This window comes from Xanthobacter nonsaccharivorans (assembly GCF_043194755.2).
Lineage (GTDB): Bacteria > Pseudomonadota > Alphaproteobacteria > Rhizobiales > Xanthobacteraceae > Xanthobacter > Xanthobacter autotrophicus_G.
The window spans coordinates 4,910,333-4,934,810 of record NZ_CM195526.1 but is presented as its reverse complement, the minus strand read 5'-3'; the positions used below and the strand labels follow the sequence as shown (position 1 = coordinate 4,934,810).

At 70.1% G+C, this 24,478-nt stretch carries 24 protein-coding genes; 14 read left to right on the top strand and 10 right to left on the bottom strand.

The genetic code is table 11. The features are described 5' to 3' along the window. Positions 1-23 precede the first annotated feature (23 nt). The gene (locus tag V5F59_RS22560; protein WP_393980556.1) at positions 24-1,154 is read right to left on the bottom strand and encodes an alpha-D-ribose 1-methylphosphonate 5-triphosphate diphosphatase; all 1,131 of its coding nucleotides are present in this window, start codon (positions 1,152-1,154) and stop codon (positions 24-26) included. Between the two features lie 77 nt (positions 1,155-1,231). Beyond that, complete coding sequence (locus V5F59_RS22555) at positions 1,232-2,803, bottom strand: hypothetical protein (RefSeq protein ID WP_393980558.1); 1,572 nt, start codon at positions 2,801-2,803, stop codon at positions 1,232-1,234. A gap of 290 nt (positions 2,804-3,093) precedes the next feature. Between V5F59_RS22555 and argB the strand changes: the two genes are divergently transcribed. After that, on the top strand, positions 3,094-3,999 hold the full coding sequence (argB, locus tag V5F59_RS22550) for an acetylglutamate kinase (protein WP_393980560.1): 906 nt from the start codon (positions 3,094-3,096) through the stop codon (positions 3,997-3,999). Between the two features lie 133 nt (positions 4,000-4,132). On the opposite strand, the gene V5F59_RS22545 is transcribed toward argB, so the two are convergent. Together V5F59_RS22545 and V5F59_RS22540 are read right to left on the bottom strand one after the other, a co-directional pair. After that, positions 4,133-4,675, bottom strand: coding sequence for a GNAT family N-acetyltransferase (locus V5F59_RS22545; protein ID WP_393980562.1), 543 nt, complete (start codon positions 4,673-4,675; stop codon positions 4,133-4,135). Between the two features lie 120 nt (positions 4,676-4,795). Then, positions 4,796-5,578 carry a Bax inhibitor-1/YccA family protein gene (locus V5F59_RS22540; protein WP_393980564.1) on the bottom strand — a complete coding sequence of 261 codons (783 nt, stop codon included), beginning with the start codon at positions 5,576-5,578 and terminating at the stop codon, positions 4,796-4,798. A 248-nt stretch (positions 5,579-5,826) separates the two neighbouring features. Between V5F59_RS22540 and V5F59_RS22535 the strand changes: the two genes are divergently transcribed. Then, a complete protein-coding gene (locus V5F59_RS22535; RefSeq protein ID WP_393980566.1) occupies positions 5,827-6,624 on the top strand; it encodes a hypothetical protein in 798 nt (265 codons plus the stop codon). On the opposite strand, the gene V5F59_RS22530 is transcribed toward V5F59_RS22535, so the two are convergent. Continuing rightward, on the bottom strand, positions 6,612-7,568 hold the full coding sequence (locus tag V5F59_RS22530; protein WP_393980568.1) for a DMT family transporter: 957 nt from the start codon (positions 7,566-7,568) through the stop codon (positions 6,612-6,614). The two genes, V5F59_RS22535 and V5F59_RS22530, sit on opposite strands and share 13 nt — an antisense overlap. Positions 7,569-7,653: 85 nt before the next feature. On the opposite strand from V5F59_RS22530, the gene V5F59_RS22525 reads away from it, so the two are divergent. After that, a complete protein-coding gene (locus tag V5F59_RS22525; protein ID WP_393980570.1) occupies positions 7,654-8,517 on the top strand; it encodes a LysR substrate-binding domain-containing protein in 864 nt (287 codons plus the stop codon). A gap of 100 nt (positions 8,518-8,617) precedes the next feature. Here V5F59_RS22525 and V5F59_RS22520 read toward each other — a convergent pair whose 3' ends face one another. Then, positions 8,618-9,559 (bottom strand): glucokinase, encoded by a 942-nt coding sequence (locus V5F59_RS22520; protein WP_393980572.1) that lies wholly within the window; start codon positions 9,557-9,559, stop codon positions 8,618-8,620. Between the two features lie 442 nt (positions 9,560-10,001). Between V5F59_RS22520 and V5F59_RS22515 the strand changes: the two genes are divergently transcribed. The 3 genes from V5F59_RS22515 (at position 10,002) to V5F59_RS22505 (ending at position 12,612) form a co-directional block, all read left to right on the top strand. Then, on the top strand, positions 10,002-10,721 hold the full coding sequence (locus V5F59_RS22515; RefSeq protein ID WP_393980574.1) for a Tim44/TimA family putative adaptor protein: 720 nt from the start codon (positions 10,002-10,004) through the stop codon (positions 10,719-10,721). Between the two features lie 116 nt (positions 10,722-10,837). Further along, positions 10,838-12,022 (top strand): murein transglycosylase A, encoded by a 1,185-nt coding sequence (mltA, locus tag V5F59_RS22510; RefSeq protein WP_393980576.1) that lies wholly within the window; start codon positions 10,838-10,840, stop codon positions 12,020-12,022. Beyond that, the gene (locus tag V5F59_RS22505; RefSeq protein ID WP_393980578.1) at positions 12,019-12,612 is read left to right on the top strand and encodes a Smr/MutS family protein; all 594 of its coding nucleotides are present in this window, start codon (positions 12,019-12,021) and stop codon (positions 12,610-12,612) included. Before mltA ends, V5F59_RS22505 begins: the two co-directional genes overlap by 4 nt. A gap of 6 nt (positions 12,613-12,618) precedes the next feature. Here V5F59_RS22505 and pdeM read toward each other — a convergent pair whose 3' ends face one another. From pdeM to V5F59_RS22490, 3 genes are all read right to left on the bottom strand, one after another. Then, the gene (gene pdeM, locus V5F59_RS22500; RefSeq protein ID WP_393980580.1) at positions 12,619-13,326 is read right to left on the bottom strand and encodes a ligase-associated DNA damage response endonuclease PdeM; all 708 of its coding nucleotides are present in this window, start codon (positions 13,324-13,326) and stop codon (positions 12,619-12,621) included. 64 nt (positions 13,327-13,390) lie between these two features. Continuing rightward, on the bottom strand, positions 13,391-13,900 hold the full coding sequence (locus tag V5F59_RS22495) for an NUDIX hydrolase (RefSeq protein ID WP_393980582.1): 510 nt from the start codon (positions 13,898-13,900) through the stop codon (positions 13,391-13,393). An 11-nt stretch (positions 13,901-13,911) separates the two neighbouring features. After that, positions 13,912-16,086, bottom strand: a complete 2,175-nt coding sequence (locus tag V5F59_RS22490) for a primosomal protein N' (protein ID WP_393980584.1) — start codon at positions 16,084-16,086, stop codon at positions 13,912-13,914. A gap of 103 nt (positions 16,087-16,189) precedes the next feature. Here V5F59_RS22490 and obgE point away from each other — a divergent pair, with 103 nt between their 5' ends. The 3 genes from obgE to V5F59_RS22475 all read left to right on the top strand — a co-directional run bounded on the left by obgE (position 16,190) and on the right by V5F59_RS22475 (position 19,592). After that, entirely contained in the window at positions 16,190-17,224 is a 1,035-nt protein-coding gene (gene obgE / locus V5F59_RS22485) for a GTPase ObgE (protein WP_393980586.1), read from the top strand. A 173-nt stretch (positions 17,225-17,397) separates the two neighbouring features. After that, complete coding sequence (gene proB, locus V5F59_RS22480; RefSeq protein ID WP_393980588.1) at positions 17,398-18,558, top strand: glutamate 5-kinase; 1,161 nt, start codon at positions 17,398-17,400, stop codon at positions 18,556-18,558. A gap of 608 nt (positions 18,559-19,166) precedes the next feature. Continuing rightward, the gene (locus V5F59_RS22475) at positions 19,167-19,592 is read left to right on the top strand and encodes a hypothetical protein (RefSeq protein ID WP_393980590.1); all 426 of its coding nucleotides are present in this window, start codon (positions 19,167-19,169) and stop codon (positions 19,590-19,592) included. Between the two features lie 193 nt (positions 19,593-19,785). Here V5F59_RS22475 and V5F59_RS22470 read toward each other — a convergent pair whose 3' ends face one another. Then, positions 19,786-20,637: an FG-GAP repeat domain-containing protein gene (locus V5F59_RS22470; protein ID WP_393980592.1), complete on the bottom strand. Its 852-nt coding sequence runs from the start codon at positions 20,635-20,637 to the stop codon at positions 19,786-19,788. Positions 20,638-21,037: 400 nt separating this feature from the next. Here V5F59_RS22470 and V5F59_RS22465 point away from each other — a divergent pair, with 400 nt between their 5' ends. The 5 genes from V5F59_RS22465 (at position 21,038) to ykgO (ending at position 24,265) form a co-directional block, all read left to right on the top strand. Continuing rightward, the gene (locus tag V5F59_RS22465; RefSeq protein WP_393981171.1) at positions 21,038-22,279 is read left to right on the top strand and encodes a glutamate-5-semialdehyde dehydrogenase; all 1,242 of its coding nucleotides are present in this window, start codon (positions 21,038-21,040) and stop codon (positions 22,277-22,279) included. Between the two features lie 62 nt (positions 22,280-22,341). Further along, positions 22,342-22,968: a nicotinate-nucleotide adenylyltransferase gene (locus tag V5F59_RS22460; protein WP_393980594.1), complete on the top strand. Its 627-nt coding sequence runs from the start codon at positions 22,342-22,344 to the stop codon at positions 22,966-22,968. Between the two features lie 110 nt (positions 22,969-23,078). Beyond that, positions 23,079-23,441, top strand: coding sequence for a ribosome silencing factor (rsfS, locus tag V5F59_RS22455; RefSeq protein ID WP_393980596.1), 363 nt, complete (start codon positions 23,079-23,081; stop codon positions 23,439-23,441). Between the two features lie 44 nt (positions 23,442-23,485). Next, the gene (gene rlmH, locus V5F59_RS22450; protein WP_393980598.1) at positions 23,486-23,968 is read left to right on the top strand and encodes a 23S rRNA (pseudouridine(1915)-N(3))-methyltransferase RlmH; all 483 of its coding nucleotides are present in this window, start codon (positions 23,486-23,488) and stop codon (positions 23,966-23,968) included. A gap of 171 nt (positions 23,969-24,139) precedes the next feature. Next, a complete protein-coding gene (gene ykgO / locus V5F59_RS22445; protein WP_012114086.1) occupies positions 24,140-24,265 on the top strand; it encodes a type B 50S ribosomal protein L36 in 126 nt (41 codons plus the stop codon). Positions 24,266-24,478: the final 213 nt, after the last annotated feature.

The window sequence follows — 24,478 nt, the reverse complement described above, 5'->3', positions numbered from 1 at the left end:
CCTCAGCCTCCGCGGGATCTGCTTCAGAACACCCGCTCTCCCTCGACCATAACCTGACGGACGACGGGCGTGCCGTCCACGATGCGGAAGCGCAGGAGGTCGGCGCGCCGGCCCTCGGCGAGCCTGCCGCGATCGTCGAGCCCCGCCATCTGCGCCGGATTGCGCGTCACTAGGGCCATGGCGCCGGGAAGCGTCATGCCCGCCCGGTGAAGGCCGATGGCCGCCTGGAGCAGGCTCGCGGGCACGTAATCGGAGGCGAGGGCGTCCACAAGCCCGTCTGCCGCCAGCGCGCCCATGGCGACGCCGCCGGAATGGGAGCCCCCGCGCACCACGTTGGGCGCCCCGCCGATGGTCGCGAGGCCTGCGCGGCGAGCGGCCTCGGCCGCCTCCCGCGTGGTGGGGAACTCGCTTACCGTGCAGCCGGCCTCGCGGGCGAGGGCAACGTGATCCTCGGTGGTGTCGTCATGGCTGGCGCGGATGACGCCGCTTGCGGCCAGCATCTGCGCCAGCGGCGCAAAGTTCCGCTCCACATTGGTGCGACCGCGGGCAGAGCGCGCCGTGATCTCCGCCTCGGCCTCCGCCGCCTCCTTGCCGATGCCCAGCAGGAAGGTGCGCAGCACCTCCACGTTCCGCCACTGTCGGGCGCCGGGGGTGTGGTCCATGAGCGAGGCGAAGGACAGGGCCGAGCGCTTGAGCGCCGGCTCCACGAGATCGAGAAGGTCAGGGTCCGTCATCTCGCAGCGCAGGTGGATGCGGTGGTCGGCGCGGAACAGGCCCGCAGTGTCCTCCACCGCGTCCAGCATCACCTGGAACAGGTCGCGCCGCTCCGCCTTCGCCTGGTCGAAGCCGCCGGCGCAGATGGCATCGAACACGGTGGTGATGCCGCTTGCCACCGTCTGCCCGTCATGGGCGAGGGCGGCGGCCCGCGCATCGGGCCAGAACACCTTGGGCCGCGGCACGAAATGGCCTTCGAGCGCGTCGGTGTGCAGGTCGACGATGCCGGGCGAGAGGAAGTCGCCCTCGCAGTCCAGCGCCACCGGCAACGTGCTGGCGCCCTCGTCCACCGTCGCAATGCGTCCGTCCCGCACCACCAGCGTGCCAGTGACGACGGCATCGTCGAGGACAAGGCGGACGTTGGTGAGGACGGTTTCCATGGGACCTCCGGAGGCGCGGAGGCGTGTGCCTTGCACCGGACGATGACGGGGGAATGACGCCGCCGCGATCGGCGGGGTCAGGACGGCGGGGCCGAGGGCGGGATCACCTTGTAGAGCTGGAAGCGTTCTCCCTCGGACACCAGTTGCAGGCGGTCGCTGTCCGGGTTGGGGGCGCCGCGCTCCGTGAAGAGCAGATAGACATAGTCGAAATTCTGCGGCCAGAGGTCCCAGTAGCGCGGTCCGTCGGCGCTCGGCTCCTCCTCCGTGACCAGCAGCTGCTCGGTCAACGGCGGGGTCCCGTCCTCCGTGTCCACGTGGTCGCGGTAGGGCTTGTGGACGCGCAGGATCTGCTTGCCCTTCACCGTGAAGGCCGTGGTGACGAGGGACGACTTCTCGATGATGGCGAGGCACGCCGCATGCACGAGGCCGAGGTCACGCGGGTCGTTGCCGCCCTGCACGTCGGCATAGGCGACGAGGATGCGGGAGCCGCGCTTGATCTCGTTGACCGACTGGCCGAAGGCGACCGTCCACTGGGTCAGACGGTTCCACACCACCTGCACCTCGCCGACCCGGACCACGAGCAGCAGGAGCAGCACCACCGCGAAGCCGCGCCGCGCGAGCCGGTTGCGCAGGTCCACCCGCATTGCTCCGAGCACGAGGAAGGCGACGGCCACGGGGAGGCGCTGGTCCGCCATGTAGGTGGCGAAGATGACGCGCGGCATGGCGAGATAGACGACGCCGGCCACCAGCAGCAGCGGGAGCATCAGCGAGTGCACCTGCAGCAGGCGGTGCCGCGCCGCCCAGACCAGGGCGATGCCCACCACCGCCGACAGCAGGATCGCGACGTAATCGAAATAGACGTTCACGACCATTTCGATGCCTTCGATCTTGCCCTGCGGCTCCCAGTAATTGTCGCCGGTGAGGCCCCACGTGGGGCTGGCGATCAGCATGGGAATGATGGGCAGGAACGGCAGGCCGGCGGAAACGAACAGGAGAAGGCGCGGCTTCAGAGGCGTGCCGCGCGTCTGGCGCAGACGGTCGAGCTCGAAGGCCAGCAGGCCGAGCCCGTACACGCCGGCCGCGAACAGATGGCAGAAGAACAGGGCGATCACGAACGCGGTGGAGACGGCGTAGCGCCACGGCCAGGGCTTGTCGCGCAGGAAGCTCCAGGCCGCGAGCGCAAACAGCGCGAGCCCGATGCCGAAGTAATAGTTCATCACCCCGATCAGGAAGATGCCGTTATACAGGAGCGGGAAGGCCACCAGCGGCAGCGCCGACCACACCCCGAACAGGGAGCGGTTGAGCGTGAGCGTGCCCGCCGCGATCAAGGCGAAGCACATCAGCGTATAGATCTCGCCGGCCACATAGATGTTCACGAACCTGTCGATGACCGGGACGATGAGGTCCATCATCAGGTTCGGAAGGATCGTCCAGGAGAGGTAATAGAAGCGGGACAGGTCCGGGTCGCGCGACAGCTGCGCGATGATGTCCATGCGCGCCAGGTGGTTCACATAATCCGACAGGGGGGGAATCGGATGCGTGAGGATCGGCACCGAGACCAGCACGAAGCAGGCTGCGAACAGGAAGACGATCATGCTGCGGCGCAGATCGTGCGGCCGGCGGGCCGGTGGGGTCGGATGGCTGGTCATGGGCCGGGCTTTGCTCTGGCGAAGGCTCGAGGGGCGCGGGGCGGGGAGGCCGGATCGGCAGGGACGCCGCGCATGGCGCGGTTGACCCTGTGAATGTGGTGGTCCAGCGGCTGCTTCAGATCACCTTTCCGCGACCGAAGAAAGTCTGACGCAAGGTAAATGGTGCGGACCTCCGCCTGCAAGCCGCCCTTTCACCGCGCTCCGGAACCGGCTAGAAGGGCGCCGCCCGGAGAAGCCGGGGCGCGCGGCGGCCGCCCGGCCGCCCGGTGGCGGACCACGAGCGAGCCTTCATGACCGAGCCCAATCCCTCTCCCGCGTCGGAAGCCCAGCTGCAGGCCGAGGTGCTGGCCAAGGCGCTGCCCCACATGCAGCGCTACGACGACGCCATCGTCGTGGTGAAGTACGGCGGCCACGCCATCAGCGGTGAGGAGGGCGCGCGCACCTTCGCCCAGGACATCGTGCTTCTGGAGCAGTCCGGCGTGAACCCGGTGGTGGTGCACGGCGGCGGACCGCAGATCGGCGCCATGCTGCAGAAGCTCGGCATCAAGTCCGAGTTCGCGGCCGGCCTGCGCATCACCGACAAGGCCACGGTCGAAATCGTGGAGATGGTGCTCGCCGGCTCCATCAACAAGCAGATCGTCGGCTTCATCAACGAGGCGGGCGGCACGGCCATCGGCCTGTGCGGCAAGGACGGCAACATGGTTCGCGCCAGGAAGGCGAACCGTGTCGTCATCGCCCCCGGCAGCAATGACGAGCATGAGGTGGACCTCGGCTTCGTGGGCGAGCCGGACACGGTGGACACCACGGTGCTCGACCAGATCCTCGGCCGCGAGCTGATTCCCGTCCTGGCCCCGGTGGCCGCGGCGGTGGATGGCGGAACCTACAATGTGAACGCCGACACCTTCGCCGGCGCCATCGCCGGCGCGCTCGGCGCCAAGCGCTTCCTGCTGCTTACGGACGTGCCGGGCGTGCTCGACAAGAACAAGCAGCTCATTCCCCGCCTCACCGTGACCGAGGCGCGGGCGCTGATCGCCGATGGCACCATTTCCGGCGGCATGATCCCCAAGGTGGAAACCTGCATCTACGCGCTGGAGAAGGGCGTGGAGGGGGTGGTCATCCTCGACGGAAAGGTGCCCCACGCGGTCCTGCTGGAACTCCTCACGGACCATGGCGCGGGCACGCTGATCACCCGCTAGCGCGCGATCCGATCATGGGGGGCCGCGCCGCGGTTCCCCGTGATCGGTGAATTGCGCTCCAGTGCGCTGAAGAGAATCGGAACCGGCTTCAGGGCTGTTCGGTCCTGAGGCCGGCGGGCCGTTCCGTGCGGCCTCAGGAGGAGAAGCCGAGCTCGGCTTCCTCCGGCACGGTCGCATCGCCTGGCCCGAGGGCACGCTGCATGAGCACCGTGTCGATCCACCGGCCGAACTTGAGGCCGGTGGACGGCAGGATGCCGATGTGCGCGAAGTCGCATGCCCGGTGCAGGGCGATGGAGCCGGCATTGCCGCTGTCGCCGATCACCGCCACCATCTGCCGGAAGCCCTTCGCCTCGCATGCTGCGATGAGCGCTTCGAGCAGCGCGCGGCCAATGCCGCGGCCCTGCGCCCTGGGGGCCACGTAGATGGAGTTCTCCACCGTGTGGCGATAGGCGATGCGCGGCCGGAAGGCGCTGGCATAGGCATAGCCCAGCAGCACGCCCTCTTCCTCCATCACCAGATAGGGAAAGCCGCCCTCGGTGATCGCGGCGTGCCGGCGGCCCATCTCCGCGGCGCCCGGCGGCGTCAGCTCGAAGGAGGCGGTTCCGGTGCGCACGGCCTCGTCATAGATGGCGGCGATGGCGGGGATGTCGGAGGGGAGGACGGAGCGGATCGGCATGACCCGCCTTCTACGGCACCGGAGGCGGTGCTGAAAAGGGCGGGCCCAAAACGAAAAGACCCCGGCGGATGCCGGGGTCTTCGTATCCGCTCAACGGCCTGGGTCAGGCCGTCGGCTGCGTCAGTCGTTGCTGCGGTTGCCGAACAGCTGGAGCAGCATCATGAACAGGTTGATGAAGTCCAGGTAGAGCGCCAGCGCACCCATGATGGCCTTCTTGCCCATGACCGCGGTGTCGTCGCCGGCGAAATACATCTCCTTGATGCGCTGGGTGTCGTAGGCGGTGAGGCCCGCGAACACCAGAACGCCCACCACGGAGACGATGAACTGGAGCATCGTCGAGCCGAGGAAAATGTTCACCAGCGAGGCGATGATGATGCCGAACAGGCCCATGATGAGGAAGGATCCCATCGCGGACAGGTCACGCTGCGTGGTGTAGCCGTAGAGGCTTAGCGCGCCGAACGAGGCGGCGGTGATGAAGAACACCCGAACGATGCTTCCATGCGCATACACGAGGAAGATCGTGGACAGGGAGATGCCCACCAGCGCGGCGTAGATCCAGAAGGTGAGCTGGGCCGCCGAGACGCTCATGCGCTCGATGCGGAAGCTCAGGAAAAACACCGCGGCGAGCGGGGCGAACATCACCACATACTTCAGCGGGCTCACGAACAGCGTGTAGCCGAACTGGGTGAGATACTGCCCGTTGCCGAGCGCGTACTGCGACGGCGTGCTGCCCACGGACAGCATGTACACACCCAGCGCTGCCGCGCCGGTGATGGCGAGGCCGAGCACCATGTAATTGTACACGCCGAGCATGTAAGCCCGCAGCCCCTGGTCGATCGCGGCCTGCGAGCGTGCAACCGACGGGTTCAAACGCCCGGCGACGTTGCGATCATAATCGGACATCGTCGATCCCCTTTGAGAAAAGCGTGACCGCCCTCCGGCACCTGCCGGAACCTTGGCGATCCGGGGCTCAATATGGTGGGTTCGCCAAGGGGGGGCAAGACGAGAGAACATGAAATTTACGCAAGGTCACTTTACGTCAGGGGGCTGCTTCTGCGGCAGGTTGGCGTATAGTTGCAGCCGGGTCTGGGGCGGGTTGCATGGGGGCGGGGGCTTGCCAGCGAGGGGATGCGAGGGGGGTGGACCGCGCGATGGCGTGGTGCGCCGTGCTGGCGCTTGCCCTGGGGTTTGGCTCCACCGGTGAGGCGCGGGCCGGCGCCTGGACCCTGGAGGAGAGCCACGGTCAGGTGATCCTCCAGACCGGCGCCTATTATTCCAACAGCGAGTTCGGCCCTTCCTACGACCTTTATGCCAGCCGCCCGTACAGCAAGGTGGAGGTGACGCTCGTCCTCGAATATGGCGCCACCGACTGGCTGACGCTGATCGCCGCGCCGCAATTCCTGGCGGTGGACCTCGGTGATCCCTACCCCTCCTCTTATGCCGGGCCCGGCTATTCGGATGTGGGCGCGCGGGTGCGCCTCTTCTCCAACGAGACCTATGTGGTGTCGGCGCAGGCGGTGGGGCGCTTCCCCGGCACCGGCAATTCGGCGAGTGCGGCGGCGGTGGGCTATGAGGATGCGGAGGTGGACCTGCGGCTTCTCGCCGGAGCCTCCTTCACCTTGTTCGGCAAGGCCTCCTACCTCGATGTGGAGGTGGCGCAGCGTCTGCGCTTCGGCCCGCCGCCGGACGAGTTCCGTTTCGACGCGACGCTGGGCGTTCGCGTGGCGGAGCGCTGGCAGATGCTGCTGCAATCCTTCAACGTGATCTCGCAGGGGGCCGGGGAGGGGCCGTTTTTCGGCGACTCCTACGAATATTACAAGGTGCAGATGGGGGCCGCCTATGACTGGAGCGCCGCCCTCACGCTCCAGCTGGCGGTGGTGGGCACCTGGTTCGCTCGCAACGCGCCGCAGGAGAACGGCGTGGTGCTGAGCGCCCTCTACCGCTTCTGAGGCTTGCGCCCGTCCGGCGCCGTGGTCACCAGGCGGATGCCCAGGGCGATGGGAACGACCCCCGCGAGATCGAGCAGCGGCACCTTCTCGCCCAGCAGCAGCCAGCCGAACATGAGACCCAGCGGTGGCATGAGGAAGTGCAGCGCGCTCGCCCGGGTGGCGCTGGTCCGCCCGAGGATGAAGAACCACAGGCTGAAAGCGCCCACCGAGCCCGCGAATGTCAGGTAGCTGAAGGCGAGGGTGAGCGGCAGCGTGAGGTGCACGTCCGCCATGTCCTCCCGCCACAGGGCCACCGGCAGCAGCGCCAGCCCGCCGGCGAGTGACTGGATGCCGCTGCCGATCCACAGGGTGGCAGAGGTGCGGATCCGCTTGAACAGGAGCGTCGCCGCCGACAGCGTCACCAGAGCGCCCAGAACATAGAGAGTACCGGTGGGGTCCTCGTGCCCGGAAGCGATGCGGGAGCGAACCACCAGCGCGACGCCGGCCATTCCCAGAAGGAGGCCAGCCACCTTCCGGCCGGACAAACGCTCCCCCAGCAGCGGCGCCGCCACCAATGCGGTGAGCAGCGGATTGGCCGAGATCAGCACGGCGGTGAAGCCGGAGGAGACGTGCGTCATCCCCACATAGCTCAGGCCGAGGTAGCAGGCATTGTTGAGGATGCCCATCAGGGCCAGCGCCGCCACGTCGCGCGCACCAAGGCGGGAGAAGCGCTCGCGCGGCAGCACCACCGCGGCGACGGCGAGGATGGCGCCGCCGGCCGTCAGGAAGCGCGCGGAGAGCAGCAGGAGCGGCGGGCAATCGGCCAGCGCCACCTTGGCCACCGCGAAGGCGGAGGACCAGATGATGCAGAACAGGCCGATGCAGAGCGGAAGCGCATCCATCCGGCGTGCGGCGAGGGGGGCATCCAAAGCGGGCAAGTCCTCAAGCGCTCCTTCGGCGCACATGTCACGCCTTCAGAAAGCACAGGCCAGATCAATTGAAAAATTCAATGTTTCGATGTTTGTTAGTGAAAAATCGAATGAGGCTCCCATGCTCGACATGGATCTTCTGAAGGCGTTCGTCAGCGTGGTGGATGCCGGCGGATTCACCCGGGCGGGCGCGCGCGTCCACCGCACCCAGTCCACCGTCAGCCAGCAGATCCGTCGCCTGGAGGAGCAGGCGGGCCACCAGCTGCTGCTGCGCGAGGCCCGCGGCGTGGCCCTCACTGCCGAAGGGGAGCGCCTGCTCGGCTACGCCCGCCGGATCCTGGCCCTGGGGGCGGAGGCGCAGGCGGCGATGGCAGGCGCCGCCCCCGCGCAGGTGGTCCGGCTCGGCATTCCCGACGATTTCGCCCTGGCGGCCCTGACTGGGGTGATTGCAGATTTCGCCCGCGCCCGGCCGGGGGTGAGGCTCGCCGTCGAGTGCGGGCTGAGCTGCGACCTCGGCTCCGCCTTTGCCCGCGGGGATCTGGATCTCGCCTTGCTGAAGCGTGAGCCGGGCTCGGGCCTCGCCGCGGCGGTGTGGCCGGAGCGCCTGGCCTGGGTTACGGGCCGCGACGTGGAGCCGGACGAGGAGGGTGTCGGCCTCGTCGCCTTCCGGCAGGGGTGCCTCTACCGCAACCGGGCGGTCCACGCGCTGGAGAAGGCGGGCCGTTCCTGGCGCATCGCCTATGAATGCGCGAACCTCATCGGCATCGAGGCGGCCCTGGCCGGGGGACTGGGCGTCGCCGTGCTGAGCGGCTGGGCGGTGGGCCCTCGCCTGCGCCTGCTCACCGATCCGGACCGCTGGCCCCCGATCCCGCCCACCGAGCTGGCCCTGATGGTGGATCGCAACGCCTGCGCCGCGACACGGGACCTCGCCGGCCTTGTCGCCGCCTTCTGTGACCGGGAGGCGGGTCAGCGCGCGGCGGCGTGACCTGAAGGATTTCCGGCGAGCGCCGGTTCGCCGGAAAGGCTCCAGCTCGTTGAATGACCGCAACTCTTTGCGCGAACCACGCGCATCTGCCGGAATTGCCCTATTCGTCCACCAGGAGCCGCCGGCCGATCTCGCCGATGCCGACAAGGCCAGGGGTGGCATGCATCACAACATGGATGGGGATGAGCGACAGGCGGTCCGTATAGGGCGGGTGCTCCTCGAAGGCGGTCCGGAAGGGGCTTTCGGCGAACAGATGCGCCATGGCGCGGCCGATGCCGCCGCCCACGAACACGCCGCCCTTCGCCTCGAAGGCGAGGGCGAGGTCGCCCAGCACCCGGCCGAGCAGGCGCAGGAACACGTGACAGCTCTCCTTCTCCTGCCGCTGGCCGCCCAGCGCCGCTTTGATGATGGCGTGGGAGGAGAGGGTCTCGCCGGACAGGATGCGGTGCAATCGCACGAGGCCGGGGCCGGAAAGCACGTGCTCCACCGACACCGGACCGACGTCGCGCACCAGATGGGCGACGATGCGCGCCTCGTCGGTGGTGACCGCCCCGAGGCGCATGTGGCCCGCCTCGCTGGGGATGACTTCGTACCCCTCCTCGCGGGGCAGGATGAAGGCGGTGCCGAGGCCGGTGCCCGGGCCGGACAGCAGCATGGGGGCGCCAGGCACCGCCCGCCCGGTTCCCACCTCCAGCAGGTCGTCGCGGGTGAGGAGCGGCAGGCCGTGGGCGAAGGCCTCGAAATCGTTGAGCACCTCAAGGCGCAGGAAATTGAGTTCCTGGGCGAGCCCTTCCATGGAGAAGCGCCACTCGCGATTGGTCAGGCGCACCGCGTCTCCGTCGATGGGGCCGGCCACCGCCAGGGCCCCGCACCGCGGCGTCTCGCCGCCCACGGAGGTAAGGTATGCCCTCAGCAGCTCCTGCAGCGAGCCATAGGAATCGTTGGCCTCGACGCGGATGTCGAACGGGATGCCGTCGACGCCCGCGCGGGCGACCCGCGTCGTGGTTCCGCCGATGTCAGCGAGAAGTACGGTGGATGCCATGAGCCGTCCGCAAGGTGGGGAGCCGTCTCGGGGTGCGCCGTCCGCCTCGATCCGCGTCCGGTCGGCTGGGCGCGCCTTCGTCCTGAGCTCTAAGACCGTTTCGCCGGTCGGGAGGGTTCTCGTTTTTATGCTCTGGCTCTAGTGCGCCATGTGCGCCTCCGACGCAAGGTGGACGTAGAGCTCAAGTCGCAGGGCCCGCAGCCGGTTCCCTTGCTGGCTGCATCGTACCGCTGGGGGCTGGGCCATATGGCGCGCGGCGCTCACGTGCCGTAAGCTCGCCGTGAATATGTGCATCTTTGGCGCGTGGGGGCTGGCGGGAGCGCCGCTTCGACGTACATAAGCAGGACAGGTCCGTAATGCGCCGCCGCCGGTGGGCGGGGTCGCAAGGCAAGGGGAGTGGCGCCATCGGGTCGGTGGCGCCCGAAAGGCATGGCGAAGCGCAGTGCTTGATATCTATACGATCATCTTCCTGGCCCTCGCGGTCTTCATCTTCATGCGCCTGCGCAGCGTGCTGGGGCAGCGCACCGGTCGCGAGCGCCCGCCCTACGATCCCTATTCCCGCGACACCGCGCGCCCGCCCCAGCCCGCGGCCGACACCGTGGTGACGCTGCCGGAGCGCAATCCCAACCCGCCGGGCGCCGCCCCCCGGGACGACGAGGAGGCCCCCGCGCCGACCTTCCGCTGGGCCGGGGTGACGCAGGAGGGCACGGCCATGGCTGCGGCGCTCGACGAGATCGCCCGCATGGAGCCGGACTTCGACGCCAAGCACTTCCTTACCGGTGCCCGTGCGGCCTACGAGATGATCGTGACGGCTTTCGCGGCGGGGGATCGGCGGGCGCTGAAGGACCTTCTCGCCAAGGATGTCTATGACGGCTTCGTCGCCGCCATCGCCGACCGCGAGAGCCGGCGCGAGACCATGGACTCCAAGTTCGTCTCCATCGAGCAGGCGGACCTGCAGGACGTGACCGTGCGCAGCCGTACCGCGCAGCTCACCGTGCGTTTCGTTTCCAAGCTGATTTCCGTCACCCGCGGGCCGGACGGAACGGTGGTCGATGGCAGCCCGGACACCGTGGCCGATGTGACCGACGTGTGGACTTTCGCACGGGAACTCGGCACGCGCGATCCCAACTGGAAGCTGGTGGCCACCGAAGCCGCCCAGTGAGGCACGCGGTGGAGCGGCGCGGGCCAGCGATCGACGGAGCAGGACGTTGGCCGCGCGTGCGCGCGCGTGCCGCGCGTATCGCGATCTCAGGCCTTCTCGTGGCCGGGGGCCTTGCCATGGGTCTTCCGGGAGCGTTGGCTGCGGCTGCAGCCCGGCTTCCGGGCCTGTCCCTCGTGCCGCCTCCCGTGCTCCCCGGCGCCAGCCTGGAGCCTCTCGTCTTCCCGGACCTCGATGGCTGGCGGGCCGACGACCACCGCGCGGCCTTTGCCACCTTTCTTGCGAGCTGCGCCGCCTTGCGCGCACCCCCGCGCGAGGTGGGCCCGATCGATGCCCCCACCCTGCGCGAGGGCCTGCGCCAAGCCTGCGCCAATGCCACCCGGCTGGGCACCGCCGAGCCGTCCGACCTGGTGGCGCGCCTGTTCTTCGAGGTGAACTTCGCCCCCTGGCGGGTGGTGCCCGACAAGGGCGGGGCCGGCTTCTTCACCGGCTATTACGAGCCCGAGGTGGCAGGCGCGCTGACGCCCGGCGGCGGGTTCGACGTGCCGGTCTACCGCCGTCCGGACGATCTGGTGATGAGCGGCGGCGGACCCACCCCCAATTCCGGACCGGTCCAGCGGCGGGATGCCGATGGGCGGATGGTGCCCTATTTCGACCGCGCCGCCATCGAGGACGGGGCGCTGGCGGGCCGGGGGCTGGAGGTCGCGTGGCTGAAGGACCCCATTGACCTGTTCTTCATGCAGATCCAGGGCTCGGCCCGCGTGCGCCTGCCGGACGGGCGGGTGCTGCGGCTGAACTATGACGGCTACAATGGCCATCCCTATCTGCCCGTGGCCCGGCTCCTGATCCAGCGCGGGCTGGTGCCGCGCGAGGAAATGTCCATGGCCCGCATCCGCGCCTTCATGGAGCAGGACCCGCAAGCGGGACGGGCGCTGCGGCGGGAGAACCGCTCATACGTCTTCTTCAAGGCCCTGGACCTCGGCGCCGGGGACGGGGCGATGGGCGCGCAGGGCGTGTCGCTCACCGCCGGCCGCTCCATGGCGGTGGACCGCAGGATCCACACCTATGGCGTGCCGGTGTTCGTGGAGGCGGACCTTCCGCTGTCTGCGCCCGGTGCCGCCGACCCGTTCCGGCGGCTGATGATCGCGCAGGATACGGGCTCCGCCATCGTCGGTCCGGCGCGGGCGGACCTTTATTTCGGCGCGGGGGACGAGGCCGGCGCGGTGGCGGGGCGCATCCGCCATCCGGGTCGTTTCATCCTGTTGGTCCCGCGCCTCGCCCGTATTGCGCCGGGCGCGCCATGACCGCCCGCCCCCCGGGCCGGCGTGGCCGGCGGCGCCATCTCAGCACGGAAGAGCGGGCCCTCTGGGACCACGTGGTCCGCTCGGTCAAGCCGTTGCGGGCCATTGCGGCGCCGGAGCCGGCTACTGCGTCACCCCCTCCGGCCGAACCTGTTCCTCCCGAGGCCACCCCGGTGCCGCCGCCGGCGCGCCGCTCCGGCACGAAGGCGCCGGTGACCGCGCCGCCGGCTCCGCCGCTGGCCACGCTGGAGCCGAAAACGCGCCGCCGCCTCACCCGCGGGGCGGAGGTGGATGCCCGGCTCGACCTCCATGGCCTGACCCAGGCTGCCGCCCATCGCCGGCTGCGGCTGTTCCTCATGGAGGCGCAGGCGCTGGGACATTCGGTGGTGCTGGTCATCACCGGCAAGGGTGATCCGGAGCGGCTCATGAGCCACGGCCCCGCCTTCGGGGAAGGGCGCGGCGTGCTCAAGCGCGCGGTTCCGCTCTGGCTGGCGGAGCCGGACCTGCGCGCGGTGGTGGTGGGCTTCGAATCCGCCGGGCGCCGCCATGGCGGGGAAGGCGCGCTCTACGTGCGCATCCGCCGCCAGCGATAGCGCCCCTCAGTCGCCGAGGCAGGCGGCCGCCGGCATCTCATAGGTGCGACCGGCGCCGAGCAGGTGGGCGGTGAAGCCCCGCGGCGGAAACAGGCTGGTGATGGCCGGATCGCGCACGCTCAACCCGCCCGCATAGGCGCCGAAGGCCGGCAGCACCATGCGGCTGCCGTCGGTAACGAAGCAGCGCCGCCGCACGCCCCGCCCCCGCACCACGATGCGCGCCGCCGGATGGAGGTGCCCGCACACCTCGCCAGGGGCCGGCCCTTCTGCCGGCTCGTGCCGGAACAGCAGGGGGCCGATGTCGAGGGTGGTCGCGCCTTCCCCGCCGAGCTCGTGGGGGAGGGGATCGTGGTTGCCAGCAATCCAGACGAAGGTGCGTCCGGCCTGGAGGCGGCGGATTTCCTCGCGGAGGGAATCCGCCATGCGCTCCCCCGCCCAGCGGTCGTGCAGGCTGTCGCCCAGCGCCACCACCATGCGCGGGTGATGGGCGGCGATGGCGGCAGCCAGGCGCCTCAGGGTGTCGAGCGTGTCGTAGGGGGGCAGCATCTGGCCGCGACGGGCGAAGGCGGAGCCCTTCTCCAGATGCAGGTCCGCCACCACCATCAGCCGCCGTTCTGGCCAGACGAGGGCGCCGGACGGGTCGAGCACCAGTTCCGCGCCACCAAGGGCGACGGTGGCAAGGGACGGGGGAGCTGATTCGGCGCGTGCGAGCATGGCGGAGTTTGTGCCGGATGCGCTTTTCCGGGCAAGCGGAGCGGTGGGGAGGAGCGGCAAGGCTCTATCCACGCGCCGGGCCCGGTGTCGTCCAGGCCCCGACCTCCGTGAGCATCTTCTCCATGTCCTGCGGCCACACCTGTTCGCGCAGCTGGACAAGCTCCGCCTGCGCCCACCAGCGGTGCGCCACCAGGGTCCTGCGTTCCACGGCGGACCAGCCGGCGGTGGAAAGCGCCGGCTCCGGGACGCGGATGAGGAAGTAACGCTCGTCGGATCGGACCCGCACCCCGTCGGGCATCACGAAGGAGACGAGGCGCCGGGCGACCTCGGGGCCGGGGTGGCTGATCACGATCCCCGTCTCCTCCAGCAGTTCCCGGCACGCGGCGGCCTCATAGGTCTCGCCCGCCTCAAGCCCGCCTCCGGGCGGCGCCCAATAGACATTGCCGGCCAGGGCGCCCTCCTCATGGGCGAAGCGGAACAGCAGGAGCCGGCTGTCGGCATCGAGCAGCAGCAGGCGGGAGGCGGGGCGATCGACCGCGCCGATGTCCGTCTCCCTTTCCGCATCCGTGTCCATGCCTGCCGCTCTCAAAAGAAGCTCTGGGGGTCCACGTCGATGGCCACCTTCACGTTGCCCGTCACCTTGGGGGCCACCGCGCGCCATTCCCTCAGATAGCGCGAGAGATCGAAATTGCGCGGCGACCGCACCAGCAGTCGCCAGCGGTGGCGGCCGCGCAGGATGGCGAGGGGGGCTTCCGCCGGGCCGAGGATGCGGACCTCGGGCACCATGGGCGCGGCGGCGACGAGCCGCCGGGCGTGGGCTTCCGCCGCATGGCCCTCGCTCGCAGAGACGATGAGGCCCGCCATGCGGCCGAAGGGCGGCAGGTGGGCCTCCTCACGGGCGGCGATCTCGGTGTCGTAGAAGGCGTCCCGGTCGCCGGTCACCAGCGCCCGCATCACTGGATGCTCGGGCATGTGGGTCTGGATGAAGCCCCGCCCCTCCGACTTGCCGCGCCCGGCGCGCCCCGCCACCTGGTGCACCAGCTGGAAGGTGCGCTCGGCGGCGCGCGGGTCGCCATGGCCGAGACCCACGTCCGCATCCACCACGCCCACAAGGGCCAGGCCAGGGAAATTGTGGCCCTTGGCCACCAGCTGGGTGCCCACCACCACGTCCACCTCGCCCTTCGCGACGGCGTCGAGCTCCGCCCGCATCCGCTCCACCCCGCCGAGCAGGTCGGAGGACAGAACGAGGGAGCGCGCGGCGGGAAACAGCGCCTGCACCTCCTCCTGCAGCCGTTCGACGCCGGGGCCGACGGGCACCAGGCTGTCCTTGGCGTGGCAGGAGGGGCATTCCTCCGGCACCGGAGCCTGGTAGCCGCAGTGGTGGCAGGTGAGGCGGCGCCGGTAGCGGTGCTCCACCAGCCAGGCGGTGCAGGACGGGCAGCGCATGCGATGCCCGCAGGAGCGGCAGAGCGTCAGCGGCGCGTAGCCCCTCCGGTTGAGGAACAGCAGCGCCTGCCCCCCCGCCTCCAGGGTGTCGTTGATCTCCGCCTCCAGCCGGGGGGCGATCCAGCGGCCCCTGGGCGGGCCGTCCTTCCTGAGATCGATGGGCGAGAGGCCGGGCACCTTCGCCCCGCCGAACCGCACCGGCAGGGCGAGGCGCTTGTAGCGACCGCGCCGGGCGTTCACCTCGGTCTCGATGGACGGGGTGGCGGAGGCGAGAATGATGGGCGCGCCGGCAAGCCGCGCCCGCACCACCGCCATGTCGCGGGCGTGGTAGGCGACGCCGTCCTCCTGCTTGTAGGCGGGGTCATGCTCCTCATCGACGATGAGGAGGCCGAGGTCGCGGAACGGCAGGAACAGGGCCGAGCGCGCGCCGGCCACCACCTTCACGTCGCCCGAGGCCACCTCGTTCAGCACCTTGGCGCGCCGGCGGGTGGAGACGCCCGAGTGCCATTCGGCCGGGCGGACGCCGAAGCGCAGGGTGAAGCGATCGAGGAACGCCTGGGTGAGGGCGATTTCCGGCAGCAGGATCAGCGCCTGGCGGCCGGCGCGGATCGTTTGCGCCACCGCCTCGAAATAAACCTCCGTCTTGCCGGAGCCGGTGACGCCGTCCAGCAGGTAGACGCCGAAGCCGTGCGCCTTCACCGCCTCCTTCAGCGCCTCCGCCGCCGTGCCCTGCGCCTCGGAGAGGGTGGGGACCGCATGGTCCGGATCGGGCGGATAGGCGGCGGGCTCGGGCGGCAGGACGACGGTTTCCAGCGTGCCGTCGTCGATCAGGCCGTCCACCACGGAGGGGGAGACGCCGGCCTCCCGCGCCGCCTCGGTCTTGCCGCGCACGAAGCCGTCGCCGAGGAACTCGATCAGGCGGGCGCGGGCCGCCGTCATGCGTCCGGGCACGGGACCGGCGAGGCGCACCCCCACCCGCTCGCGGGCCGCGCCGGGGCTCTCCCCGTGGCGCAGGGCCATGCGCAGCACCATGCCGCGCGGGGCAAGGGTGTAGTCCGCCATCCAGTCGATGAGCTTCAGGAGCTCCGGCGGCAGGGGCGCGTAGTCCAGCCGGGCCTTGACCGCCTTGAGCTTTCCCGCATCCACGGGCTTTTCGGCCCCGGCCCGCGGCCAGACGCAGCCCACCACGCTCTTGGTGCCGAGCGGGACATGCACGAGGTCGCCGGGGGCAAGCGCCATGCCCTCGGGTGCAAGGTAGGAATACGGGGTGTCGAGGCCGAGGGGGAGCAGGACGACGACGGTGCGGGGGCTCATGTTCCTCTTTTGGTCCGAGCGGCGGGAAAGGTCAAAGGGGTGCTGAGGGCCCCGATGCGCGCCGGCCCTTGCGTTCCGGCTGGCGCGCGTCTACCTCGATCCCATGAAATTCCTCGATCAGGCCAAGGTCTATGTGCGCTCCGGCGATGGCGGGGCGGGGTGCGTCTCGTTCCGGCGCGAGAAGTTCATCGAGTTCGGCGGTCCCGATGGCGGTGACGGCGGACGCGGCGGCGACGTATGGATCGAGTGCGTGGACGGCCTCAACACGCTGATCGACTACCGCTACCAGCAGCATTTCAAGGCCAAGAAGGGCGATCATGGCAAGGGCGCCAACCGCACCGGGGCCAAAGGCGCCGATGTGGTGCTGAAGGTGCCCGCGGGCACCCAGATCCTCGACGAGGACGAGGAGACCATCCTCGCCGACCTCACCGAGGTGGGCCAGCGCATCCGGTTGCTGGAGGGGGGCAACGGCGGCTTCGGCAACGCCCAGTTCAAGACCTCCACCAACCAGGCCCCGCGCCGGGCCAATCCCGGCCTGGAGGGCCAGGAGCGCTGGATCTGGCTGCGCCTGAAGCTGATCGCCGACGCCGGCCTCGTGGGCCTGCCGAACGCTGGAAAATCAACGTTTCTCGCCGCCACCACCGCGGCCAAGCCCAAGATCGCCGACTATCCCTTCACCACCCTCCACCCCGGCCTCGGCGTGGTGCGGGTGGACGGGCGGGAGTTCGTGCTGGCCGACATCCCCGGCCTCATCGAGGGGGCGCATGAAGGGGTGGGCATCGGCGACCGCTTCCTCGGCCATGTGGAACGCTGCCGGGCGCTGCTGCACCTCGTGGATGGCACATCCGAGCATGCGGGCAAGGCCTACAAGACGGTGCGCGCGGAGCTTGCCGCTTATGGCAATGGCCTTGACGAGAAGCCTGAGATCGTTGCGCTTTCCAAGGTGGACGCGCTCTCCCCGGAGCTGCTCAAGCAGCAGAAGGAGCGCCTGAAGCGAGCCGCCAAGAAGACGCCGCTGCTGCTCTCCGCCCAGTCGGGCCAGGGGGTCCAGGAGGCGCTCCGGGCCCTGCTCGCCGTGGTGGAGGAGGCGCGGGTGGAGGAGAAGGAAGAGACGCCCCGGGCCGAATGGCGACCGTGACCGCGACCTTGATCGGGAGCCGGCGCGGCATCCGGCGCCCTTGAACTCGGCCGGGGGCATGGCCTATGCCCGCGCCAGGGCGCATCATGCGCCCGCCCTCCGGGGACGATCCCTTCCGCGCCGGCCCGCCGCAAAGGCCCGCCCCGGCGCCCGTTTCGGCTTCTAGAACTTCCATGGGTTCAACCGTGTCCTCTCCCGAAGCTTCGGCGCTGAAGACGCCTGCCTTCGAAGACTTCCGCAGAATCGTCATCAAGGTGGGCTCGGCCCTCCTGGTGGACCGGGCGCACGGGCGTGTGCGCCTCGCCTGGCTCACCTCTCTGGTGGAGGACATCGCCACCCTGCACGGGCGGGGCTGCGAGGTGCTGGTGGTCTCCTCCGGCGCCATCGCGCTCGGGCGCACGGTGCTGGGCCTGCCGTCCGGCCCGCTGAAGCTGGAGGACAGCCAGGCTGCCGCCGCCGTGGGGCAGATCGCCCTCTCGCGGACCTGGGCGGAGACGCTGGGCCACTACGGGATGACCGCCGGCCAGGTGCTGCTGACCCTGGGCGACACCGAGGAGCGCCGCCGCTATCTCAACGCCCGCTCCACCCTCGGCCGGCTGATGGAGCTCAAGGCGGTGCCCATCATCAACGAGAACGACACGGTGGCCACCACCGAGATCCGCTACGGCGACAACGACCGCCTCGCCGCCCGGGTCGCCACCATGGCGAGCGCGGACCTGCTCGTGCTGCTCTCGGATATCGACGGGCTGTACACCGCCCCGCCGGCGCAGGACCCCAACGCCAAGCTGATCCCCGTGGTGCCGCGCATCGGCGCCGAGATCGAGGCCATCGCCGGCGACGCGGGCTCCGAGCTGTCACGCGGGGGCATGCGGACCAAGATCGAGGCGGGCAAGATCGCCACCTCCGCCGGCACCCACATGGTGATCGCCTCCGGCCATGTGAAGAACCCGCTCAAGCGCATCCGCGAGGGCGGGCGCTGCACCTGGTTCCTCACCTCCGCCAATCCCGTGCGGGCCCGCAAGAGCTGGATCGCCGGGGCGCTGGAGCCGCGCGGCACCCTGCACCTGGACGAGGGCGCGGTGGCGGCGCTCCGGCGCGGGGCGAGCCTTTTGCCCGCCGGGGTGAAACGCATCGAGGGCACCTTCGACCGGGGCGACGCGGTGGTGATGCGCGGCCCGGACGGGGCCGAGGTGGGGCGCGGCCTCGTCGCCTACGATTCCACCCATGCCGAGCGCATCATGGGCCGCTCCACCCCGGAGATCGAGGCCCTGCTCGGCGTCCAGGGCCGCTCGGAGATGGTGCACCGGGACGACATGGCCCTCGGCGTGGAGTGAGGGGCGGGGCTGCAACCTGCCCTTGCGGTAGCGGTCAAGACGCCGCACCTGAGCGCGCTCGACAGGTTGTGTGCAGCCCGATAGCGGTTGCATCCGGACGGCGGGGGCCGGTTGTCTCTTTGCCGCGCGCGAGGTAGCCATGAGCGACGCGTCCGGTTTCCCCTTCCAACTGCCGGTCTTTCACAGTGTCGGGCTGGCGCTGCGCTGGACCATCGCCATCGTGCGACGGCACTGGTGGGCCATTGGTCTTTTCGCGGTCGTCCCCATCCTTGGTGAATGGGCGTCCCCGCCAGCCATGCCGGTGATCGGAAAACCGCTCGAGTCGAGCTGGGCCTCCTCTCTGATCCAGTTCCTCATGTTCGTGTTTTACATGGTCGGCGGAGCCCTGTTCGCCATCCTGACCCACAACGAGGTGCTGCGCGGTCCTTCCGGCTTCGATGCAGCGACCCTCGGCCGCGGACCGGGGCGTGCGCTGGGCTATGTGGTGGACGGACTGGTCGCCACGGTCGTTCCCATGCTCTGCCTCATGCTGCTGGTTGCGCTCGTGGCTGCCGCTATCTGGATGACGGCCGGCAGCGCCGGCGGGCAGGCCGCGGGAGCGCTCGGCTTTGTCGTCGCTTTCGCTGGCATCTTCGGGGTGGCCGGCGCCGTCTGCCGTCTGCCGTCTGCTGCTGCGCCTGCCCTCCCGGGCCCTGGGCCATCCGGAGACCTGGGGCGACATCTGGCGCATGGGCCGCAGCAACACCTGGCGCTTGTTCGGAGGCCATGTCCTGCTCTCACTCATACTCTTCATTCCGCTTGCGCTGGCGTCGCTGCCCTTGATGGCGACCGTCAGCGCGTGGAGGCCGAAGCTGGGCGAGCCGATGCCCGAGCCGCCTCTCTTGCTGTCGCTGGTGGCGGGAGTGCTCGGTCCGATCGAGATTATCCTGTTCTGTTCGTTTCTCTCGGTTGCCTATCTACAACTTCGGCAGGCCTCCCAGCCGGGTGCCATGTCGCCTGCTTCGGACCCCAACGAGCCACCCGAGGACTACTGATCCCCGTGCCCACCTGCCGCACGATGTGCCAGGGAGGGCGCGCGTCCGCCGTGTGGGGTAGGGCCTTGGGCCAGCCTTCAGAACGGCCCTGCCCGTTCTCACGCCCTCTGCCGTTCGCACCGATGCCTCTCCGGCGGGTCGGCCCGGGTCGCCTCCCGCATGCTGGCGTTGAACTCGCCCGGGGCCGGGCGCCTCAGGGCGTGAGCTTCTCATGCCGGCCGCCGGCGAGGGCGACGTCCACGGCGGGCTTGCCGTTCACGGTGGCGAGGGTGAAATCGGCCACCGCCGGTGCCGGAAGGGGCCGGGAGGCGATCTCGTGCACGCCGCCCTTGAAGGACAGGAAGCGCAGGCGGCTCCGGTCGAAGCTCGGCACGGCGAGGTCGGGGACGCCGTCGCCGTCGAAGTCCGCCACCGCGGCAAGGCCCATCTCGGGCGAGCCGGCCACGTGGTTGGAGGTGTTGTCGGTCATGGCGATCTCGACCAGCGCGCCGTCGCGCAGGGTCAATACCTTGAGCCGCCCCAGCACGTGCGGCTGCTGCACATAGGCGATGTCGAGATGGCCGTCGCCGTCGAAGTCGGCGATGCCGGCGGGGTTCAGCCAGCGCCGCGGCGCGCCGGTCTCCGGCCCTTCCGCAATGATGGCGCAGCCACCGTTGCGCTCGCCCACCACCACGACGGACGAGCCGGTCATGGTGGAGGAGCGCACCAGCACCACCTCGTCGCGCCCGTCGCCGTCAAGGTCGACGATGCGCGGCCGGCGGTCCTCGAACACCTCGTGGCGGGGCAGGGTCAGCTCCAGTTCCCGCCCATCCCGCATGCGCAGCCTGAGGCCGGAGGCCTCCACCGTCGCGCCGAGCACGAAATGCCGGTAGCGGTCGGTGGGGCCCACCAGCATCGCCTCGGCGATGGTGCCGCTGCCGGTGGCGGTGCGGGCCTGGGGCAGGGTTGATTGGGGCAAGGGCGATTGGGGCAGCGGCGCTCCGCCTGCCACGGCGGCGTCGGAGCAGGCGAGACAGCCGAGAAGGAGAAGGCTGGGGGTGCGCATGAGGCCTCTTGCCGTGGGAGGAAGCGGGCGTGGCAAGCCTATTCTGCCTCGCCCGCGGCCGGCATGCACCTGCGCTGACAATCACGCGAGGTAACCTTCCGGTACGGCCCCGGCGCACGCATCTGTCGCATGGCCCCGTCGCCGTGCTAGAGCACGCGCCGGTCAGCTTGGGTTGCAAGCTGGCGCGATAACGCATTCTCTCTCTTGAGGAGTGAGAGGGCGGTTCACCGAACAAAGTGTTTCAATTTGCTCGGATCGCGCTCTACTGAATACCGCCCGCATGGTGCGGGACCTGATGTTCCAGCCGGAGAGATGTCTCATGTCCAGCGTGCCCGTCGTCCGCACCGATGCCGCCGCCGATGCGGGCCGGCCCGTGCCGCCGGCGGACCTCGACGCGCTGATGCGTGAGATGGGCCGGCGCGCCCGCGCCGCCTCCCGCGTGCTCGCCCTCGCCGCGCCCGAGGCCAAGACGCAGGCGCTGAATGCCGCCGCCGCCGCCATCCGCGCGGCTGCGGGGGAGATCCTCGCCGCCAATGCCGAGGACGTGGCCAAGGCGAAGGCGGACGGCATGGCCGGCTCCTTCCTCGACCGCCTGACGCTGACCCCCGCCCGCATCGAGGCCATGGCCGAGGGCGTGGAGCAGGTGGCCCTTTTGCCCGATCCCGTGGGCAAGGTGACCGAGCGCTGGACCCGCCCCAACGGCATGATCATCGAGCGCGTGCGCACGCCTTTGGGCGTCATCGGCGTGATTTACGAAAGCCGGCCGAACGTGACGGCGGATGCCGCCGCGCTCTGCCTGCGCGCCGGCAACGCCGTGATCCTGCGCGGCGGCTCGGACAGCCTGAGGTCGTCCAGCGCCATCCATCGCGCCTTCGCCGCCGGGCTGAAGGCGGCGGACCTGCCGGAGGATGCTGTCCAGTTCGTCAGCGTCGCCGACCGGGCGGCGGTGGGGCTCATGCTCTCGGGCCTCGACGGCACCGTGGACGTGATCGTGCCCCGCGGCGGCAAGAGCCTCGTCGCCCGGGTGCGGAGCGACGCGCGGGTGCCGGTGTTCGCCCATCTCGACGGCATCAACCACGTCTATGTGGACCGGGCCGCCGACCTCGACATGGCGAAGCGCGTGGTGCTGAACGCCAAGATGCGCCGCACCGGCGTGTGCGGCGCCGCCGAGACCCTGCTGGTGGACAAGGCGGTGGCGCCCTCCCACCTGAAGCCGCTGGTGGAGATGCTCATCGACGCCGGCTGCGAGGTGCGCGGCGACGCCGCCGTGCAGGCGGCGGACCCCCGGGTGAAGCCGGCCGCAGATGCGGACTGGGACACCGAGTATCTCGATGCCATCATCGCCGCGAAGGTGGTGGACGGGGTGGCCGACGCCATTTCCCACATCGAGGCCCACGGCTCCCACCACACGGACAGCATCGTGACACGGGACGAGGCCGCTGCCGACCGCTTCCTCGCCGAGGTGGATTCGGCCATCGTGCTGCACAATGCCTCCACCCAGTTCGCCGATGGCGGCGAGTTCGGCTTCGGCGCGGAGATCGGCATCGCCACCGGGCGCATGCACGCCCGCGGGCCGGTGGGGGCCGAGCAGCTCACCTCCTTCAAGTATCGCATCCACGGCTCGGGGCAGACGCGTCCGTGAGCTGCGGGTCGCAGGGGAGCGCTGTCGACGTCCGCGCGGTCTCCCCGCGCGCGGCCCGGCACATGCCGTGGGTCACCGATGGCCTGCGCGTCGGCCTGTTCGGCGGTAGCTTCAACCCGGCCCACGGGGCGCACCGCGCGGCGAGCCTCATCGCCATGCGGCGCCTCGGGCTCGACCGGGTGTGGTGGCTGGTGACCCCCGGCAACCCCTTGAAGGACAACCGCGCCCTGCCGCCGCTGGAGGAGCGCATCGCCATCGCCCGGCGGGTGGCCCGGCACCCGCGCATCGACGTCACCGGCTTCGAGGCGGCCCTCGGCACGCGCTACAGCTATGAGACGGTGGCCTGGCTCCGGCGTCGCCTGCCCACCGTGCGCTTCGTGTGGATCATGGGGGCGGACAACCTTGCCCATTTCGACCGCTGGCAACGCTGGCGGGCCATCGCCGACCTCGTGCCCCTCGCGGTGGTTGACCGCATGGGCAACAGCCTTGCCGCCACCGCCTCGCCGGCGGCCCAGGCGCTCGCCCGCTACCGGATCGACGAGAGCGACGCCAGGGTACTGGCGGACCTCGCCCCGCCGGCCTGGGTGTTCCTCCATGGGCTGAAATCCCCCGTCTCCTCCACGGGCATCCGCGCCGCCCGCGCCGCTCCTGCCGGGACGAATCCGGGCGGCGGGCAGCATACATCTTGAAAATCCGTTGATTTTCAGCCATTCTGTGCGGGTGCGGCGGTTTGGACCGTCGCCTCAAGCGAAGAGGATTTGGACCCCTGTCCACGACGGCACTTCTGGCGGCGACCGAGATGAGCGCGCCCGCCACGGTCTCCAAGGCGCTCCCCGAGGCGCAGGAGATTCTCGCCCTCGTCCAAGCCCGGCTGGAAGACGACAAGTCCGAGGACATCGTCTCCATCGACCTGCGCGGCAAAACCTCCATCGCCGACTTCATGGTGATCGCCTCCGGCCGCTCCCAGCGGCACGTGGGCGCCATCGCCGAGCACCTCATCGAGGCGCTGAAGGAGGCCGGGGTGAAGCACGTGCGGGTGGAAGGCCAGCCGGCCTGCGACTGGGTGCTCATCGATGCGAACGACGTGATCGTGCACGTCTTCCAGCCCGAGGTCCGCACCTTCTACAACATCGAGAAGATGTGGTCCGGGACCCGCGCCTGATGGGCTCTGCCTCAGGGGCGGCCCTGGCGGGCTGAAAGACGCACGTGCGCCTCGTCCTTGCCTGTGTCGGCCGGCTTAAAGCCGGGGCCGAGCGCGATCTTGTCACGCGCTACCTGGAGCGCATCCGGCCTGCCGGCCGCCCGTTGGGCCTCGGCGCCTGCGACATGCTGGAAATCCCCGAATCCTCGGCCCGCCGTGCGGAAGACCGCATGGCGGAGGAGGGCACCGCCCTGCTCGCGGCGCTGCCGCCGGGCGCCGGCCTCCTCGCCCTCGACCCGCGCGGGCGCAATGTATCGAGTGAGGATTTCGCCCAGCGCATCGCCGCGGACCGGGATGGCGGCCTTTCGGCGCTGGCCTTTGTCATCGGCGGGGCGGACGGGCTCTCGGATGCGGTGCGCGCCCGCGCCGGCCTGCTCATCGCCTATGGCACGGCCACCTTCCCCCACCAATTGGTGCGGGTGATGCTGGCGGAGCAGATCTACCGGGCGGTGACCATCCTTTCCGGGCACCCCTACCACCGTGCGTGAGGCGCGGGCACCGTCGGGTGCCCCTTATCCGTCGCTTCAAGCGCCGCCTTTGTTGACATCCGCGCCGCCGCCCCGTATCACCCCGGCTCGATCCATACACACGGTGTCGATAGGGCCGCGCGTCAGCGCGCCGCGGTCGGCCCGAGAAATTTGGCACCAAGCGAGTTTGTCATGAAGATCCGCAATTCCCTGAAGTCGCTGCTCGGGCGCCACCGCGACAACCGTCTCGTCCGCCGCAAGGGCCGCGTCTACATCATCAACAAGACCCAGAAGCGCTACAAGGCCCGCCAGGGCTGAGGTTCGCCGGCCGGCGCGGGCGCCCTGCCCGTGCCATGTGTCGCGCTCGCCGCCGGATCGGATCCGGGGGCGGCTTGCGGGCCGCGGCCCGCAGCGTGCCGGCCCGCCTCGGGCTGTTGCTTCCTTCCCTGCAACGTGATGCGCGCCGGTGCCTTTGCGGGCGGGTGGGTGCATTGACGTGGCCGGCGCCAGGCTCGACACTTCCTTCATGAG

Excerpts from the sequence above, each read along its gene's own strand:
- pdeM (WP_393980580.1), bottom strand. The coding sequence starts at position 13,326 with ATGCTCGCACGCGCCGAATCAGCTCCCCCGTCCCTTGCCACCGTCGCC.
- ykgO (WP_012114086.1), top strand. The coding sequence starts at position 24,140 with ATGAAGATCCGCAATTCCCTGAAGTCGCTGCTCGGGCGCCACCGCGAC.
- argB (WP_393980560.1), top strand. The coding sequence starts at position 3,094 with ATGACCGAGCCCAATCCCTCTCCCGCGTCGGAAGCCCAGCTGCAGGCC.
- V5F59_RS22495 (WP_393980582.1), bottom strand. The coding sequence starts at position 13,900 with ATGGACACGGATGCGGAAAGGGAGACGGACATCGGCGCGGTCGATCGC.
- V5F59_RS22470 (WP_393980592.1), bottom strand. The coding sequence starts at position 20,637 with ATGCGCACCCCCAGCCTTCTCCTTCTCGGCTGTCTCGCCTGCTCCGAC.
- rsfS (WP_393980596.1), top strand. The coding sequence starts at position 23,079 with ATGAGCGCGCCCGCCACGGTCTCCAAGGCGCTCCCCGAGGCGCAGGAG.
- V5F59_RS22520 (WP_393980572.1), bottom strand. The coding sequence starts at position 9,559 with ATGGCATCCACCGTACTTCTCGCTGACATCGGCGGAACCACGACGCGG.
- V5F59_RS22535 (WP_393980566.1), top strand. The coding sequence starts at position 5,827 with ATGGCGTGGTGCGCCGTGCTGGCGCTTGCCCTGGGGTTTGGCTCCACC.
- obgE (WP_393980586.1), top strand. The coding sequence starts at position 16,190 with ATGAAATTCCTCGATCAGGCCAAGGTCTATGTGCGCTCCGGCGATGGC.
- V5F59_RS22555 (WP_393980558.1), bottom strand. The coding sequence starts at position 2,803 with ATGACCAGCCATCCGACCCCACCGGCCCGCCGGCCGCACGATCTGCGC.
- V5F59_RS22465 (WP_393981171.1), top strand. The coding sequence starts at position 21,038 with ATGCGTGAGATGGGCCGGCGCGCCCGCGCCGCCTCCCGCGTGCTCGCC.
- proB (WP_393980588.1), top strand. The coding sequence starts at position 17,398 with ATGGGTTCAACCGTGTCCTCTCCCGAAGCTTCGGCGCTGAAGACGCCT.
- V5F59_RS22525 (WP_393980570.1), top strand. The coding sequence starts at position 7,654 with ATGCTCGACATGGATCTTCTGAAGGCGTTCGTCAGCGTGGTGGATGCC.
- V5F59_RS22530 (WP_393980568.1), bottom strand. The coding sequence starts at position 7,568 with ATGTGCGCCGAAGGAGCGCTTGAGGACTTGCCCGCTTTGGATGCCCCC.
- V5F59_RS22505 (WP_393980578.1), top strand. The coding sequence starts at position 12,019 with ATGACCGCCCGCCCCCCGGGCCGGCGTGGCCGGCGGCGCCATCTCAGC.
- V5F59_RS22540 (WP_393980564.1), bottom strand. The coding sequence starts at position 5,578 with ATGTCCGATTATGATCGCAACGTCGCCGGGCGTTTGAACCCGTCGGTT.
- V5F59_RS22545 (WP_393980562.1), bottom strand. The coding sequence starts at position 4,675 with ATGCCGATCCGCTCCGTCCTCCCCTCCGACATCCCCGCCATCGCCGCC.
- V5F59_RS22490 (WP_393980584.1), bottom strand. The coding sequence starts at position 16,086 with ATGAGCCCCCGCACCGTCGTCGTCCTGCTCCCCCTCGGCCTCGACACC.
- mltA (WP_393980576.1), top strand. The coding sequence starts at position 10,838 with ATGGGTCTTCCGGGAGCGTTGGCTGCGGCTGCAGCCCGGCTTCCGGGC.
- V5F59_RS22560 (WP_393980556.1), bottom strand. The coding sequence starts at position 1,154 with ATGGAAACCGTCCTCACCAACGTCCGCCTTGTCCTCGACGATGCCGTC.
- V5F59_RS22460 (WP_393980594.1), top strand. The coding sequence starts at position 22,342 with ATGCCGTGGGTCACCGATGGCCTGCGCGTCGGCCTGTTCGGCGGTAGC.